Consider the following 14,274-nt stretch of genomic DNA (forward strand, 5'->3'; position numbering starts at 1 on the left):
TGTCTCCTCAATGGGACTCTCGCGCGACTTCATCGATGTTCGGACGATCTATCACGAGGCGGCAGTCACGACGTTTCCGCGCGGCCGTGAGATCTTGGATCGCTTCCCCGACGCACAGCGCATCCAGGTACCGTCACATTGGAACATTCCGGACCTCCACGGCAACGCCGGCTCGGTTGACGATTGGGTGCGGATCAAGCGCTCGACACTTGTCCTGGGGGTGAAGAAGGGGCTGGCCATGCGTCCGAATGGGCGCAGTGCTCACTTCATTGCCCCTTCGACGTCGAACGGCTGCGCTATGGCGTGCGCCTATTGTTATGTGCCGCGCCGTAAGGGATTCGCCAATCCGATCTCACTGTTCGTCAACGTCGAGGCGGTTTGTGCCGCGATCCGTCGGCATGCCGAGCGTCAGGGGCCCTTGTCCGCGCCGGACAGCGTCGACGCCGCCCTCTGGGTCTACGATCTCGGCGAGAACGGCGATCTTTCGGTCGATGCCGCGATCAGCGACACCGTGCGCGACCTCATCGGCCTGTTCCGCGCATTGCCCAACGCAAAGGCGTCCTTCGCAACCAAGGCGGTGAACCGCGACCTTCTCGCCTACGATCCGCAGGGAAAGACCCGCATTCGGTTCTCGCTGATGCCCGAGCGCATCGCCCGTATCGTCGACGTCCGCACGAGCCCGATTCGAGAGCGGATCGCCGCCATCGACGACTTCGTGGCCGCCGGTTACGAAGTCCATTTGAATTTCTCGCCGGTCATCCTTTACGAAGGCTGGGAAGCGGACTGGGCTGAGCTCTTCACAGCGATCGATGATGGGATCGGGCGCGCAGCGCGGGCGCAGGTGAAAGCCGAGATCATCATGCTGACCCACAATGCCGATCTGCATGCGGTCAATCTGGGTTGGCATCCCAAGGCCGAGGATCTCCTCTGGCGCCCCGACATTCAGGAAGCCAAGATCTCCCAGGGTGGGGGTACCAATCTGCGCTACCGCACAGGCTGGAAAGGCCGGTGGCTCGCCCGTTTCACCGCACTCCTCAGCGAACGGATGCCGTACTGCACCGTCCGCTACGCATTCTGACCATCCGTTTTGAAGCCCGGCCCTGGAGAGCCTTCAGCCATGACCCATGAAGCCCATCTTCTCGACGCCGTCACGCTGGCCCACGGCAATGTGCTCGCCGAAGGCCGTCCGTATGGGGCCGTGATCGTGCGGGACGGGGCTGTCCTCGTACGTGCCGTCAATCGCACGGCCGAGACGCGGGATCCGACTGATCATGCCGAGATGGTTGCGATCCGGGAGGCGAGCCGCATTCTGGGATCGGCAAAGCTCGACGATTGTGTCGTCTATGCGAGCGGACGTCCCTGTCCGATGTGCCATGCCGCCATGCGACTCGCAGGCATCCGCGAAGCCTACTTCGCCTATACAGCGGAGGAGGCCGAAACCTACGGCCTCATCAGTGCGGGCATCTACGCCGAACTCTGCCGCCCCTTGGCTGACCAACCGATGCAGGTGACGCATCACCCGGTACCCGCCGAAGATCATCCGTACGCGGCATGGCGTGAACGCCAAAAGACCAAAGATTAAGTCATTGGCTTTGTAAGTTGCTGGCGCTAGCCTGGGGCCATGACAGAGAACGATCTTCGCGAATCGCGCGCTGCGCTGATCCTGTTGGCCGTGACGGTTACCGCAGTGCTGATCTTCGGTGCAGTGACGATACTGATGCAGCTCTGACCGGAATAGACACAGCTGCGCTCAATGCGTCCAAGGCGCCGTACGATTGAACTTGAAGTTATCGGAGTAGGACAGCCCCTTCCGAACGATCGGTTGTTGAGGCTCCTCGACCCGGTAGGATAAGCCGGCACGCGCGGCATAAGCGATGGCCTCGTCGCGCGTCTCGAACTCCAGGCGGACCTGCTGGAGCATATCCGAGGAACTCGTCCATCCCATCAGCGGGTCGGTCTCACGCGGTGCGCTTTGGTCGAATTCGAGGACCCAAACCTTCGTGCGGGCGAGCCCTGACTGCGACGCGTCCTTCGCAGGTTGATAGATCCGGGCGCTCGACATCGGACGATTCCCAACGGTCTCGGGTTACCAGTCGAAAAATGGTCGGGGCGATAGGATTCGAACCTACGACCCTCTGGTCCCAAACCAGATGCGCTACCAGACTGCGCTACACCCCGACGCGTTCTCGACGCCCTTGGCTCTTAGGAGCTTTGCGTGTTCCCGGCAAGGATGGAAGCGGTCAGGCGAGAATATCGAGGACACGCTTCTCCATATCGAGCGAGGAGCGGAGCATCACGGTGTTCAGGGAAACGTCCGTCTTGGCCGCGAGAAGCTGCATCGCCGTGGTCGACAGATCGACCTGTGCCGCCGCAGGCAGGCTCGTGCCGATCCTGGCGATCCCCTCCGCGGCTTGGGCGAACCGTTGGGTGGCCGCCGCTATGCCGCCGCTGCTGATCGACACCGCACTGATCATGTGCCGCTCCTCGCTTTTCCCGGACGCCCCCCATCAGGCTGCGGCTTCAAGGCCGACAACCTGCGGCGGTTGGAGAACTCATTGGTCTCGGACAGAAAGGTGCACGGACCTCGTTAAGCGAAGCGATCCGGGACGCATCGGATTCTAATGATTCGGTGGAAAAAACGTCTCACATCGACTGGGCAGCGGGTTAGATGATCGACCAGCAAGTCCGGTCCTTCGAGCCGCATAGGGAACGCTGGACCATTCCGAAATCGAACTCCGGAGCAAAGCCGGACGTCACAGGCACGATCGATGCCCCTTTCGATGGTGACGACGATACTGATCGATTCACGATCGAAACGGACGGTTCTTCCTGTTGACTGTCGTGTCAACTGAATGTCCAACGGTCCCGAGCGCGTACGCAACGGGAGCGCGCACCGGCCGCAACGATACGGCGGCGCGAGCCCCATTGCGGACCGCGTCAGGCAGCGTCGGCCCGGCGCGGCAGCGTCCAGTTCGGCCGTATGAAGTGACAGGTGTAGCCGTTCGGAATGCGCTCCAGGTAGTCCTGGTGCTCTGGTTCGGCCTCCCAGAATGGCCCGACGGGCGAGACTTCAGTCACCACCTTGCCGGGCCATAACCCGGATGCATTGACATCGGCGATGGTGTCTTCGGCCACTGCCTTTTGCGCTTCGCTCTCGTAGAAGATCGCCGATCGGTAACCCGGTCCCCGATCGTTTCCCTGCCGATCGACCGTGGTCGGATCATGAATCTGGAAGAAGAACTCTAGAAGCTTGCGATAGCCGATCACCTCAGGGTCGAACAGGATCTCGATCGCTTCGGCATGACGGCCGTGATTGCGATAGGTTGCGTTCGGCACCTCACCGCCGGAATAACCGACCCGCGTCGCGATGACGCCCGACTGTTTACGGATGAGGTCCTGCATCCCCCAGAAACAACCTCCTGCCAGCACAGCGCGCTCGGTGGTCATGCATGGGATCCTTCCATCTGGGCGGCAGGCTGCCGCCGCTACTCAGATGGTGAATCGCGTGGTCGTTTCCAGCACCCTAGGCACCGACCGTGGCATCGCGGCAAGAACGGAGGCGCTCTGAACCGCTCAGGCGGCGCGGACCCTGGCGAGGAACCGCTCGACCTCGGCACTGAGATGGCCGGACTGACGCGACAGGTCGGAGGCCGACGCAAGAACCCGAGTGGCGGCCGTACCGGTCTCCTCGGCGGCCGACGCGACAGCGGCGATGTTCACCGTCACCTCGCCCGTACCCGCAGCCGCCTGGGAGACGTTTCGGACGATCTCCTGGGTTGCTTCACCCTGTTGTCCCACGGCCGCCGCAAGCGAGATCGCGACGGTGCTGATCTCGCCGATTCGACCGCGGATCCCGGCGATGGCGGTCACGCTGTCTCCCGTCGCCCCCTGGATGCGGGCGATCTGGCTGCCGATCTCCTCGGTTGCGCGTGCGGTTTGACTCGCGAGCTCCTTGACCTCCGCCGCGACCACCGCGAATCCGCGTCCGGCCTCGCCAGCTCGCGCCGCCTCGATGGTTGCGTTCAGGGCAAGAAGGTTGGTCTGCGACGCGATATCGGCGATGAGTTTGACCACGTCGCCGATCCGGGCGGTGGCGCCACTGAGATCTTGCACCAGGGCGGCGGTTGCACCAGCCTCGCGCACGGCGACCTCCGCCAGGTGGGCCGAGCCCTGGACCTGCCGTCCGATCTCTTGGACCGTCGAACCGAGTTCTTCCGCCGCGGCCGCCACGGTCTGAACGTTGATGGCAGCCTCTTCGGCCGCCGCTGCGACGGAGACGGACCGAGTGCCCGCCTGAGTCGCCGTCGCGGTCATTGTCTGAGCCGTCGCCTGGAGCTCGGCTGCAGCGCTTCCCACCGAACCGACGATTCCACCGACCGCCCGTTCGAACGAATCGGCCATGTCACGCATGCCTTGCCGGCGCTGGGCCTCGGCTCCGGCACGCGCCAAAGTGGTCTCCTCCTCCAGATGCTTCATGCGGATGAGACCGTCCTTGAAGACCTGAACGGCGTCGGCGATGCGGCCGATCTCGGTGCCATTGCCTTGGTTCGGGATCACGGCGGTGAGATCGCCTTCCGCGAGCGCGGTCATTGGCCGGACGACGGCACCGATCCCGCCGGAAATGCCTCGAATGATGAAGACTGCGAGCAAGATCGACAGGACGAGCCCGCCTCCGACCACGGTCAGCACGATGGTTTCAGTTCGCTCGAACGCCTGCTCGCTCGCGAGGCGTGATTGTGCGGCGAGGCTGCTGTTCAAAGCGGCCAACTCGTTGGATGTGTCGATCGACGAGCGTTGGAGTTCGGAGGCTTTGCCCTGGAGGCGCTCGAAAGCATCCTCGTTCAAGCCTCTGCGTGACAGCGCCAGGATCTCCGTGACCTCAACCTGATAGGCAGCCCAATTGGCTTTGATCCGGTCGTACAAGACTCGCTCTTCGGGCGAACTGATGAGAGCCGCGTACTCTCCGACCACCTTCGCCACATGAGCCCCACGCTCATCAAGCTCGGTGTCGGCCCGCTTCTTGGAATCCGGGTCGAGGAGCGCACTGTGGCGATAGACACTGATAGCGTAACGCGCCATCCAGGATGTAATTTCGCCAGCCTTCGCCACGCTCGGCAAAGAATCCGACTGAACCTGCACGAGATGATCATTGATGGTACGCGTGGCCTGCAGCGCCACCACCCCGATACCGGTCATGAGAACGATTACGATCGCGAAAGCACCGATCAGACGAGTCCGGATCGACAATCTGAATTGTGTCATCGATATTACCCGATCGATTTCGGAAAGAGCATCGATCTGGTCTAACCATGAGAAATGAAGATTTTCTGAAATCGGTCGCGACTTTGACTGCCATTAAATCGCAGGCCGCACCTTTAATTTGAATAAACCCAGCATTTGAATGCAAGATACTTCCAGGCTGGCTAGGCAAGCCGCGTGCTTTGTGCGTCGCGCACTCGGCGTCGCTCGGACATCCGTGCAATGTGTCGGGTCGGCGGACCTTTCGGATCAGCCGAGGAACAACCCGGCCGGAGCCGAGAGTTCTCAGGCTTCTTCCGCGTCGTCCGATCGCCGCCCACCACGATAGCCCGAGGCGAGAACGTAGAGTTCGCTCGAATCGGCACGGCTGGCATTCGGCTTGACATGCCGCACACTGGCGAAATCGCGCTTCAGATCAGCGAGAAGGCTGCCTTCGGTACCGCCTTGGAAAACCTTCGCAAGGTAAGACCCACCGGGGGCGAGAATCTCACGGGCGAACTCGGCGGCCGTCTCGGCCAGACCGATGATGCGCAGGTGGTCGGTCTGCTTGTGGCCGGTGGTATTGGCAGCCATGTCAGACAGGACCAGGTCTGCCGGCCCGCCAAGCAGGCCGGTGAGCAGTTGGGGTGCCGCAGGGTCGAGAAAGTCGAGGGTGATGAACTCGACACCGGCCATGGGCTCGATTTCGAGGAGATCGATCCCGACGATGCGACCGGTGTCGCCGACGATCTTAGCCGCCACTTGCGACCAGCCGCCGGGGGCGGCGCCCAGATCGACGATACGCTGGCCGGGCTTCAGGAGTTTGAAGCGCTCGTCGATCTCGATGAGCTTGAAGGCGGCCCGCGAGCGATAGCCCTCGCGTTTCGCACGGGCGACATAGGGATCGTTCAGCTGGCGCTCCAGCCAGCGTTTCTGCGAAGCCGTACGACCGCGCCCGGTCTTCACCCGTTGCTTGAGTTCGCCGCGCAACCCTGCACCGGCACCACGCCTGTCACTCACCGGTAACCCCCACGGCGCCACACGCCGTCCTCACGCATCATGTTCATCAGGAGCCCCTCGCGAAGGCCGCGATCGGCGATCCGCAGGCGATCGGATGGGAACGCCCGCCGGATTGCTTCCAAGATCGCACACCCCGCCAGCACCAAGTCGGCCCGGTCACGCCCGATGCAAGGATTGTCCGCCCGCTGGTCGAGACGCGTGTCGAGGAGGTCGTCGATGGCGCCCCCGACCTCGCCGTCGCTCATCCACAGGCCATCGACGCGGCGACGCTCGTAACGGGCGAGGCGCAGATGCATGGCCGCGAGCGTCGTCACCGTTCCCGACGTGCCGAGCAGGTGGAAGTGCCGGGCATTGGCGGCGGGCGCCGCACGGATCGCGAAGCGGGCGAGCATGTCGGCCACTTCTTCCACCATGCCTTCGAAGGTCAGGCGCGTCACGTCGGCGCCGCCGTGACGCTCCGCGAGAGTGACCACGCCCACCGGCAGGGAGTCCCAGGCGCGGATGCGCAGGGTCGGGTCGGTGGACGGGTTCGTGGCCGCGCCGTCGAGCCATGCGATCTCCGTGGAGCCGCCACCGATATCGAAGATCACCACCGATTCGGCATAGGGGTCGGCCAAAGCCGCGCAGCCAGTGACCGCAAGGTAAGCCTCTGTCTGACGATCGACGATCTCAAGATCGAGACCGACCTCGTCGCGTACGCGCTCGACGAAAGCCGCGCCGTTCACTGCGAGCCGGCAGGCTTCCGTGGCGATGATCTTGGCGCGTACGACACCGCGCGCCTGCATCTTCGCACGGCAAACACGAAGGGCATCGATGGTACGCTCGATGGCGGGCTCACTCAGGCGGTCGGCATTTCCGAGGCCTTCGCCGAGGCGTACGATGCGCGAGAACGCATCGATGACTCGAAACCCGTGGGATGCGGGCTCGGCGATAAGGAGACGGCAATTGTTGGTGCCGAGATCGAGGGCGGCGTAAGCGTTCCGCCGCGGCGGCCGGTGGGTGGTGGCCTGCGTTCCGGATCGTTGCATTTCCCCTGGCGCGACCGTGGGGGTGATCGGGCCGGCCATGGAGCGGGCCGGGATGGTCGCGGCACTCTCTTCCCGCATCGGCTGTGCCGAAGTCCTTCCGCGTGATCCCAGGCGGAGAGCCGGATCATCATTCAGGCTCCACGCTACAGGTGTCGCGGGCAAACTGCAAAGCCCTGGATTCGTTGCGCGGATCGCCCTTGGCGCGGCGCTTCTGCGTCGGTCAGGCTACGCCTTGCCGGCGGCGGCGAGCCGCGGCACTGGCCGCAGCAGGCTCTTGACCTGGGAGAATGGGCGCGGCCGGTGGATCACCTCGTCGAGGCGCGACCAAAGGGTCTTCGGCGAGAAGGGCTTGGCGATGATCTCGTTGACCCCGAGCGAGATCGCACGGTCGACCACGTTGCGGCGCGGCTGAGCGAGCATCAGAATGATCGGGACCGTCGGAGAAGGCGATGTGGTCGGTGTGCGGGCGAGACGAATGAACTCTTCACCCGAGAGAATTGCCAGATCCCAATCGATGATGGTGATGTCCGGCTTGCTCTCTGCCAGCACCCCGAGCGCCTCGGCCCCGTCGGGAGCCTCGAGGACGCGCTTGATGCCGACGCGCATGAGCATGTCCCGCACAATACGGCGGATGTACAAGCTTTCGTCCACGACCAGGGCGGACAGGTCCGGAAACGTTGGTGTGGCGATCATGCGGCAGCATTCGGCTCCGGTCCGCTCACTCGGATCGGCCCGGCATCACCCTTAACCCACGAGCCTTTTCGCTTTCCTAACGTCGGACCCAAATCCGCCCGCGTTCGACGTACAAGGGCGATCGGAACCAAACCTTCCCACAGTCTTTCTGCACCCACCCCGACCCGCTACGCATTTTGCCGCACAAAATTAAGGGAACCGTCGCTCGGGCGCCGAAATGGACCTTGCGAGAGTGGCGCGTTTCAGTCAGGACTAAGGCGTTATTCTTGGTCACCGCTGCCGGGGGTAATGATAGTGCGGAGCGTGGGCTGTCTGGGATGGCGCGCACGCGGTATTCACAAATGATGGTCGGCGGACGGTTTTTGCGAGCTTTCTATGGGACGTGGTCGTGATTTCAGGGGGCCGCAGAAGCGCGGCTTCGATGAGGGTGGAGCCGAGCCGCGTTGGCCCGATCAGGCTCCGCCGAGCGGCGGTGGCTACGGTGGCGGCTTCGGCGGTGGCGGCGGCTTCGACCGCGCCCCGTCGCGCGCGGCGGCAGCCCCCTCGGGACCGGAGCGCGATGCGACGGTCAAGTGGTTCAACAAGGAGAAGGGCTTCGGTTTCGTCGAGCTGGCTGACGGCTCGGGCGATGCCTTCCTCCATATCCGCGCCGTCGAAGCCGCAGGCCATGCCGACCTTTTGCCCGGCACGCGCCTGACGGTCCATACGGCCCAGGGCCAGAAGGGTCCGCAGGTGACCGACGTCACCAGCGTCGACACCTCCACGGCCGAGGCGGCCCCCATGCGCGATGCGCGTCCGCCCCGTACCGGCGGCTTCGGCGGCGGCGACCGCTTCGGCGGCGACCGTGGTGGTTATGGCGCCCCCGCCGGTGGCGGCGATCGCTACGGCAGCGCTGGCGGCGGCGACCGTGGCGGCGGACGCTTCGCCAGCGGCCCATCCACGGAGATGAGCGGCACCGTGAAGTGGTACGATCCGGCCAAGGGCTTCGGCTTCGTGTCCGTCAACGATGGCGGCAAGGACGTTTTCGTGCACCGTTCAGCCCTGTCGCGCGCCGGCCTCGAATCACTGGCCGAAGGCCAGCAGGTCGTGCTCGGTGTTGTCGAGGGTCAGAAGGGTCGTGAGGCCCAGAGCATCAACGTCGACGATTGATCTGTGAGCCTGGCCGTCCTTTGGCCATGGTTCCGAGTTCAGTTCGAGCGAGCGGCGGTCCCCCGGGGCCGCCGTTTCGCGTTTCAGCCCCGAATTTCCAGGTGGAGAGACCATGCGAATCGTCCCGCTCAGCCTGATCTGGCTCGCGGCCCTGGCCGTCCCGGCCTGGCCGGAAGCCTTTACCGGTGCCTATGCGGGCGTGAACGCAGGTTATGCCTTGTCCGGTCGGGACCGGACCGACGCGGGCCCCGGTCTCCTCGCTCCGGATGGCGCCCGCGCCCAGGAGATGCCGCCGAGCGCGCAGCAGGCGTCGGAGGCGTTGCGCGCTCGGAACCTGAAGGATCGCCCCTCTCTTCCCCGTTAGACATCGGCCAAGCGTGGACGCCGGGTCTCGGCAAGGGCCGATGCAAAACGGCGCCCACCAAACCCACGCCTCGCGAAGGGACGCCCGACCAACAAAAAGAGCCGCCCCATGGGGCGGCCCTTTTCGCATCGGCGGCGATCCGGTCGGATCAGCGCGAATAGAACTCGATCACGAGGTTCGGTTCCATCTGGACGGGGTAGGGTACCTCGCCGAGGTTGGGGATGCGGGTGACGCGGGCGGTCATCTTGGCGTGATCCACCTCGATGTAATCCGGCACGTCACGCTCGGCGAGCTGCGAAGCCACGACGACGATCTCGAGCTGCTTCGAGGAATCCTTGACCTCGATCACGTCGCCGGTCTTCACGAGGTAACTGGCGATATTCACCCGCTGACCGTTGACCTTGACGTGGCCGTGGTTGACGAACTGGCGCGCGGCGAACGGGGTCGGCACGAACTTGGCGCGATAGACCACGGCGTCGAGGCGACGCTCGAGCAGGCCGATCAGGTTCTCGCCCGAATCGCCCCGGAGACGGATGGCCTCGGCGTAGTAGCGGCGGAACTGCTTCTCGGTGATGTTGGCGTAGTAGCCCTTCAGCTTCTGCTTGGCGCGCAGCTGAGTGCCGAAGTCGGACATCTTGCCCTTGCGGCGCTGGCCGTGCTGGCCTGGGCCGTACTCGCGGCGATTGACGGGGCTCTTCGGGCGGCCCCAGATGTTCTGGCCCATGCGGCGATCGAGCTTGTGCTTCGCCTGAATACGTTTTGACATCGCGGTTCCTCTCGCAACGGAGATCTATCGAGGAACGCGCCCTCCTCTTTCCGGACCGGCCCTATGGCCTGACCCGGAACGACAGAGCGGCCGAAGCCGACTCACGGGTGCGCTTGAAAACGTTTCGGGGCCCCTCGTCGGGACCCCGTCACGTGCGTTTCCCTAGAGTAGGGCCGTGCCCTCGTCAATGCCGAGCCGGCTTCGTCGTCGGGAAAGTGCTCTCACTGGAGCCCGAGGGGCATCGCCTCGACGGCGACGGAGGTGACGTCGCGCAGGGCGAGGGAGGCCCGCAGGGGCTCGGTGAGCCCGGCGCCGCCCGTGAAGGCGCCGAGTATGGAGCCAGCGCGGTGGTCCATACCACGCGGCGGCGCGCCGAGGAGCTGCGTCACCCGGCGGGCGATGGCAGGAGCGGGGTCGATCCACAGGACCGGCCATGGCGCCAGGGCCTGGAAACGGGCCAGCAGCAGGGGGTAATGCGTGCAGGCGAGGCACACCACGTCGGTACGGCGCCCGTCGTCGCTGATACTGAAGCACGGGGCGATCTCTGCGGAGAGCCGCGCATCGTCCACGGGGGTACCGGCAAGCTCCGCCTCGGCGAACCCGGCGAGGTTCGGGGCCCCCACCAGGGTCACGGCGCAGGCCGCGGCATAGGATTCGATGAGTTCGTGGGTGTAGGTGCGCGCCACCGTGCCGGGGGTGGCGAGCAGGCTGATCCGGCGCGAGCGCGTCGCTTCCGCGGCTGGTTTAATTGGTGGAACGACGCCGACGAACGGAATCGTGAAGCGCTGGCGCAGGGCCGGCAGGACGAGGGTCGAAGCGGTGTTGCAGGCGATGACCACGAGGTCGGGCCGGTGGAGCGCGACGAGGCGGTCCATCACGGCGAGCACCCGGTCGACGAGGGCTGCTTCGTCCAGGCGGCCATACGGGAAGGCGGCGTCGTCGGCCGCGTAGACGTAGGCCGCGTCCGGGCGGGCGCGGCGCACCTGCTCCAGCACCGTGAGGCCGCCGAGTCCCGAATCGAACACGAGGATCGTCGGGGTCGGGTTCGCGCCCGTCGCCACGGGAATCGTGGCCGTGCCCGCCATGAGATTGTTCCGCATCCGAACCTGGTCCGACGCCCCACCAAGGGAGCAAGTGTCGATGGCGCTCGGTTAAGAGGATGTGACCACGGCACGAAAAAGGCGATCGTCCTCGAACACCGCGTCGCCAGCCCGACGAACCGCGACGAACCGACCGGCCCGGCGGCCGTTGCCGAATGTCGCGTCCACCATATGTTCCGACACCACGAGCTTCTGGAGACATCGGCATGGCAGCGACCGCAGCGTTTCGCGACACCGGACCCGCGTTGTCCGGCCGCCCCGCTTTCCCGCCCCCGAATCTCGGTGCCAAGCCCGTCGACCGCACGGCCTGGATCGCTGCCTTCCACCATGTCCGTGACGAGACCGAGCGCCGGGCCGCCCCCCTGTCGCCGGAGGACCAGCAGGTCCAGTCCATGGCGGATGCGAGTCCGACGAAGTGGCACCGCGCTCACACGACGTGGTTCTTCGAGCAGTTCCTGCTCCGGGCGCACCTGCCGGGATACGCGCTCTACGACGAGCGCCTGCACTACCTGTTCAACTCGTACTATGTCGCCGCCGGTCCGCGTCAGCCCCGTATCCTGCGCGGCCTCATCACCCGGCCGACGACCGCGGAGGTGGCTGGCTACCGGGCGCATGTCGACCGCGCCGTGGACGCGCTTCTCGCGCAGGCCTCGGCGGCGGCCCTCGAAACGCTGCTGCCGATTCTTGAAATCGGGCTCTATCACGAGCAGCAGCACCAGGAATTGCTGGTCACTGATATCCTGCATGCCTTCGCGCAAAACCCCCTTGGCCCGGCCTACGACGCGGACTGGCGTTTTCCTGCGCCATCCGCCGCGTCGGGCAAGGTCGACCTGGCCCGGGGCATCACCCGGATTGGACATGGCGGCGAGGGGTTCTCGTTCGACAACGAATCACCCCGGCACGACGTGCTGATCCAGGGCGGCACCCTTGATCGCGCGCTCGTGACGAACGCCGAATGGCTCACTTTCATGGCCGATGGGGGCTACACCCGGCCCGAACTCTGGCTTTCCGACGGCTGGCTCGCGGTCCAGGCCGAGGATTGGAACGCGCCGGGCTACTGGCGCCAGGACGAAGCCGGCTGGGCTTCCATGACGCTCGCCGGAATCCGGCCCATCGACCCGTCCCTGCCCGTCAGCCACGTGAGCTACTACGAGGCCGACGCCTACGCGCGCTGGGCCGGACGCGACCTGCCCACGGAGTTCGAGTGGGAAGTGGCGGCCCGCGACGGTTGCCTCGCCGATGCCTTCGGCTCCGTCTGGCAATGGACCCGCAGTGCCTACACGGCCTATCCGGGCTACCGGCCCGTGGACGGGGCGCTCGGCGAATATAACGGCAAGTTCATGTCGAACCAGTTCGTTCTGCGCGGCTCGTCGGTGGCGACGCCCGAAGGCCATGCCCGCGTCGGCTACCGGAACTTCTTCTATCCGCATCAGCGTTGGCAGTTCACGGGCCTCCGCTTGTCCGACATCCGCATCTGAACTGAAGCCCGCGTCCCGGAGACTCCAGCGTTGACCATCAATCCCGTCTTCACGAACGCGAAGCCCCTGGCTGCCCGGGACGCCCGCCAGCAATTCGAGGACGACGTCGTCGCCGGCCTCTCGGCGCCGCAGAAATTCCTGTCCGCGAAGTATTTCTACGACGCGGCCGGGTCGGACCTGTTCGAGGCCATCACCCGCCAGCCGGAATATTATCCGACCCGCACGGAACTCGGCATCCTCGATACCAGAGGTGCCGAGATCGCCGCATGCCTCCCGGCTCGAGCCAATCTGGTCGAGCTCGGCAGCGGCTCAACCGTGAAGGTGCGTCGCCTCCTGGTGCACCGACCGGACCTCGCCGCCTACGTGCCGGTGGATGTCTCCGAGACGTTCCTGCACAGCGAGGCCGAGACCCTGGCCGCCGACTTCCCGAACCTCGCCATCGCGCCCGTGGCGGCGGATTTCACCCGCGCCTTCACCCTGCCGGACGGGCTGTCGCACGATGCCGTCGCGGGGTTCTTTCCCGGCTCCACCATCGGAAATTTCGAGCCGCCCCAGGCGACGTACCTGCTGGCGCATTTCGGCCGGGTGCTCGGGCCTGGCGCCACCCTCATCGTCGGCGTCGACCTCGTGAAGGACAAGACCGTGCTGGAGGCGGCTTACGACGACGCGGCTGGGGTGACGGCGGCGTTCAACTGCAACCTGCTCATTCGCATCGCGGGCGAACTCGGGGCGATCCTCGACGTCGAGGGGTTCGGCCACCGGGCCTTCTTCAACGCGGACGCGTCGCGCATCGAGATGCATCTCGTGAGCCGGCGGGCGCAGACGATTCACCTCGCGGGCCACACCTTCGCCTTCGCCGAGGGCGAGACCATCCACACGGAAAACAGCTACAAGTACACGCTCGACAGCTTCCGGACCCTGGCTGTCGCGGCAGGCTGGATGCCACAGGCCGTCTGGACTGATGCCGAGGGCCTGTTCTCGATCCACGCCCTGACACGGGCGTGAGAAGTCGCGCCTGAAACGTCGTCCCGGACATCGTATCCGCGACGAGACCTCAGCTGCGCTTCTCCATCATCGCCTTAACCTGCATCAGTTGATCCCAAACCTGTCCCGGCGACGTGCCCAGCGCGTCGAAACCGGCATTGATTCCCCAATAGAGTCCCACCACCATGATTGGGACGAGGATCCAGCCGAGAATCTCCTCTCCCCTGTGGCGACGGCGGCGGCGCGCGCGTCGATCGTCGCGCCGTGTCGCAGCAGGCGCGGACTGATGTTGTACCGGCGTGAGGGGGCCCTCATGCAGATCGCTCATTCGGATGCCCCCTGATGATTGACTGGACCACGCGCACCGTGCGCTGAACCGAAGCGCCTGCGCCTCAAGGCCCGCTTGCTAACCATCGCAAGCCCGCGTGTCGACCGCTTGAATCGAGGTGCCGTT

At 65.2% G+C, this 14,274-nt stretch carries 16 protein-coding genes and 1 tRNA gene; 6 read left to right on the forward strand and 11 right to left on the reverse strand.

Annotated features, from left to right (window positions below):
- The first annotated feature begins 10 nt into the window (after positions 1-10).
- On the forward strand, positions 11-1,078 hold the full coding sequence (locus ASG60_RS00290; RefSeq protein WP_056356869.1) for a spore photoproduct lyase family protein: 1,068 nt from the start codon (positions 11-13) through the stop codon (positions 1,076-1,078).
- Positions 1,079-1,117: 39 nt separating this feature from the next.
- The gene (locus ASG60_RS00295; protein ID WP_056265836.1) at positions 1,118-1,582 is read left to right on the forward strand and encodes a nucleoside deaminase; all 465 of its coding nucleotides are present in this window, start codon (positions 1,118-1,120) and stop codon (positions 1,580-1,582) included.
- 168 nt (positions 1,583-1,750) lie between these two features.
- On the opposite strand, the gene ASG60_RS00300 is transcribed toward ASG60_RS00295, so the two are convergent.
- From ASG60_RS00300 to ASG60_RS00335, 8 genes are all read right to left on the reverse strand, one after another.
- Complete coding sequence (locus tag ASG60_RS00300; protein ID WP_056302594.1) at positions 1,751-2,062, reverse strand: ETC complex I subunit; 312 nt, start codon at positions 2,060-2,062, stop codon at positions 1,751-1,753.
- Between the two features lie 39 nt (positions 2,063-2,101).
- A tRNA-Pro gene (locus tag ASG60_RS00305) sits at positions 2,102-2,178 on the reverse strand.
- A gap of 62 nt (positions 2,179-2,240) precedes the next feature.
- Positions 2,241-2,474 (reverse strand): hypothetical protein, encoded by a 234-nt coding sequence (locus ASG60_RS00310; protein WP_056356882.1) that lies wholly within the window; start codon positions 2,472-2,474, stop codon positions 2,241-2,243.
- Positions 2,475-2,937: 463 nt separating this feature from the next.
- On the reverse strand, positions 2,938-3,447 hold the full coding sequence (msrA, locus tag ASG60_RS00315; RefSeq protein WP_056171617.1) for a peptide-methionine (S)-S-oxide reductase MsrA: 510 nt from the start codon (positions 3,445-3,447) through the stop codon (positions 2,938-2,940).
- Positions 3,448-3,573: 126 nt separating this feature from the next.
- Entirely contained in the window at positions 3,574-5,262 is a 1,689-nt protein-coding gene (locus ASG60_RS00320) for a methyl-accepting chemotaxis protein (protein WP_056383882.1), read from the reverse strand.
- Positions 5,263-5,544: 282 nt separating this feature from the next.
- Positions 5,545-6,258 carry an RlmE family RNA methyltransferase gene (locus ASG60_RS00325; RefSeq protein ID WP_056265849.1) on the reverse strand — a complete coding sequence of 238 codons (714 nt, stop codon included), beginning with the start codon at positions 6,256-6,258 and terminating at the stop codon, positions 5,545-5,547.
- A complete protein-coding gene (locus ASG60_RS00330; RefSeq protein ID WP_056265853.1) occupies positions 6,255-7,364 on the reverse strand; it encodes a Ppx/GppA phosphatase family protein in 1,110 nt (369 codons plus the stop codon). The genes ASG60_RS00325 and ASG60_RS00330 overlap by 4 nt, the downstream gene beginning before the upstream one ends.
- 147 nt (positions 7,365-7,511) lie before the next feature.
- The gene (locus tag ASG60_RS00335; RefSeq protein WP_056171626.1) at positions 7,512-7,979 is read right to left on the reverse strand and encodes a response regulator; all 468 of its coding nucleotides are present in this window, start codon (positions 7,977-7,979) and stop codon (positions 7,512-7,514) included.
- Between the two features lie 375 nt (positions 7,980-8,354).
- On the opposite strand from ASG60_RS00335, the gene ASG60_RS23695 reads away from it, so the two are divergent.
- Positions 8,355-9,128 carry a cold-shock protein gene (locus ASG60_RS23695; RefSeq protein ID WP_056171628.1) on the forward strand — a complete coding sequence of 258 codons (774 nt, stop codon included), beginning with the start codon at positions 8,355-8,357 and terminating at the stop codon, positions 9,126-9,128.
- Positions 9,129-9,240: 112 nt separating this feature from the next.
- Positions 9,241-9,492 carry a hypothetical protein gene (locus ASG60_RS00345; protein ID WP_056383884.1) on the forward strand — a complete coding sequence of 84 codons (252 nt, stop codon included), beginning with the start codon at positions 9,241-9,243 and terminating at the stop codon, positions 9,490-9,492.
- Positions 9,493-9,640: 148 nt separating this feature from the next.
- Here the strand turns inward: ASG60_RS00345 and rpsD are convergent, their stop codons facing one another.
- On the reverse strand, positions 9,641-10,258 hold the full coding sequence (gene rpsD / locus ASG60_RS00350; protein WP_056086744.1) for a 30S ribosomal protein S4: 618 nt from the start codon (positions 10,256-10,258) through the stop codon (positions 9,641-9,643).
- A 221-nt stretch (positions 10,259-10,479) separates the two neighbouring features.
- On the reverse strand, positions 10,480-11,343 hold the full coding sequence (gene murI / locus ASG60_RS00355; RefSeq protein ID WP_244473791.1) for a glutamate racemase: 864 nt from the start codon (positions 11,341-11,343) through the stop codon (positions 10,480-10,482).
- Positions 11,344-11,564: 221 nt separating this feature from the next.
- Between murI and egtB the strand changes: the two genes are divergently transcribed.
- Positions 11,565-12,836: an ergothioneine biosynthesis protein EgtB gene (gene egtB, locus ASG60_RS00360; RefSeq protein ID WP_056383885.1), complete on the forward strand. Its 1,272-nt coding sequence runs from the start codon at positions 11,565-11,567 to the stop codon at positions 12,834-12,836.
- A gap of 66 nt (positions 12,837-12,902) precedes the next feature.
- Positions 12,903-13,841, forward strand: a complete 939-nt coding sequence (egtD, locus tag ASG60_RS00365; protein WP_244476563.1) for an L-histidine N(alpha)-methyltransferase — start codon at positions 12,903-12,905, stop codon at positions 13,839-13,841.
- Between the two features lie 49 nt (positions 13,842-13,890).
- On the opposite strand, the gene ASG60_RS00370 is transcribed toward egtD, so the two are convergent.
- The gene (locus ASG60_RS00370; RefSeq protein ID WP_056265863.1) at positions 13,891-14,148 is read right to left on the reverse strand and encodes a hypothetical protein; all 258 of its coding nucleotides are present in this window, start codon (positions 14,146-14,148) and stop codon (positions 13,891-13,893) included.
- Positions 14,149-14,274 lie beyond the last annotated feature (126 nt).

Origin of the sequence: Methylobacterium sp. Leaf469 (genome assembly GCF_001424745.1) — a bacterium.
GTDB lineage: Bacteria > Pseudomonadota > Alphaproteobacteria > Rhizobiales > Beijerinckiaceae > Methylobacterium.

What these genes read in the sequence shown, in the direction of transcription:
- ASG60_RS00290 (WP_056356869.1), top strand. Translation starts at nt 11, where the DNA reads ATGGGACTCTCGCGCGACTTCATCGATGTTCGGACGATCTATCACGAG.
- ASG60_RS00295 (WP_056265836.1), top strand. Translation starts at nt 1,118, where the DNA reads ATGACCCATGAAGCCCATCTTCTCGACGCCGTCACGCTGGCCCACGGC.
- ASG60_RS00300 (WP_056302594.1), bottom strand. Translation starts at nt 2,062, where the DNA reads ATGTCGAGCGCCCGGATCTATCAACCTGCGAAGGACGCGTCGCAGTCA.
- ASG60_RS00310 (WP_056356882.1), bottom strand. Translation starts at nt 2,474, where the DNA reads ATGATCAGTGCGGTGTCGATCAGCAGCGGCGGCATAGCGGCGGCCACC.
- msrA (WP_056171617.1), bottom strand. Translation starts at nt 3,447, where the DNA reads ATGACCACCGAGCGCGCTGTGCTGGCAGGAGGTTGTTTCTGGGGGATG.
- ASG60_RS00320 (WP_056383882.1), bottom strand. Translation starts at nt 5,262, where the DNA reads ATGACACAATTCAGATTGTCGATCCGGACTCGTCTGATCGGTGCTTTC.
- ASG60_RS00330 (WP_056265853.1), bottom strand. Translation starts at nt 7,364, where the DNA reads ATGCGGGAAGAGAGTGCCGCGACCATCCCGGCCCGCTCCATGGCCGGC.
- ASG60_RS00335 (WP_056171626.1), bottom strand. Translation starts at nt 7,979, where the DNA reads ATGATCGCCACACCAACGTTTCCGGACCTGTCCGCCCTGGTCGTGGAC.
- ASG60_RS23695 (WP_056171628.1), top strand. Translation starts at nt 8,355, where the DNA reads ATGGGACGTGGTCGTGATTTCAGGGGGCCGCAGAAGCGCGGCTTCGAT.
- ASG60_RS00345 (WP_056383884.1), top strand. Translation starts at nt 9,241, where the DNA reads ATGCGAATCGTCCCGCTCAGCCTGATCTGGCTCGCGGCCCTGGCCGTC.
- rpsD (WP_056086744.1), bottom strand. Translation starts at nt 10,258, where the DNA reads ATGTCAAAACGTATTCAGGCGAAGCACAAGCTCGATCGCCGCATGGGC.
- murI (WP_244473791.1), bottom strand. Translation starts at nt 11,343, where the DNA reads ATGGCGGGCACGGCCACGATTCCCGTGGCGACGGGCGCGAACCCGACC.
- egtB (WP_056383885.1), top strand. Translation starts at nt 11,565, where the DNA reads ATGGCAGCGACCGCAGCGTTTCGCGACACCGGACCCGCGTTGTCCGGC.
- ASG60_RS00370 (WP_056265863.1), bottom strand. Translation starts at nt 14,148, where the DNA reads ATGAGCGATCTGCATGAGGGCCCCCTCACGCCGGTACAACATCAGTCC.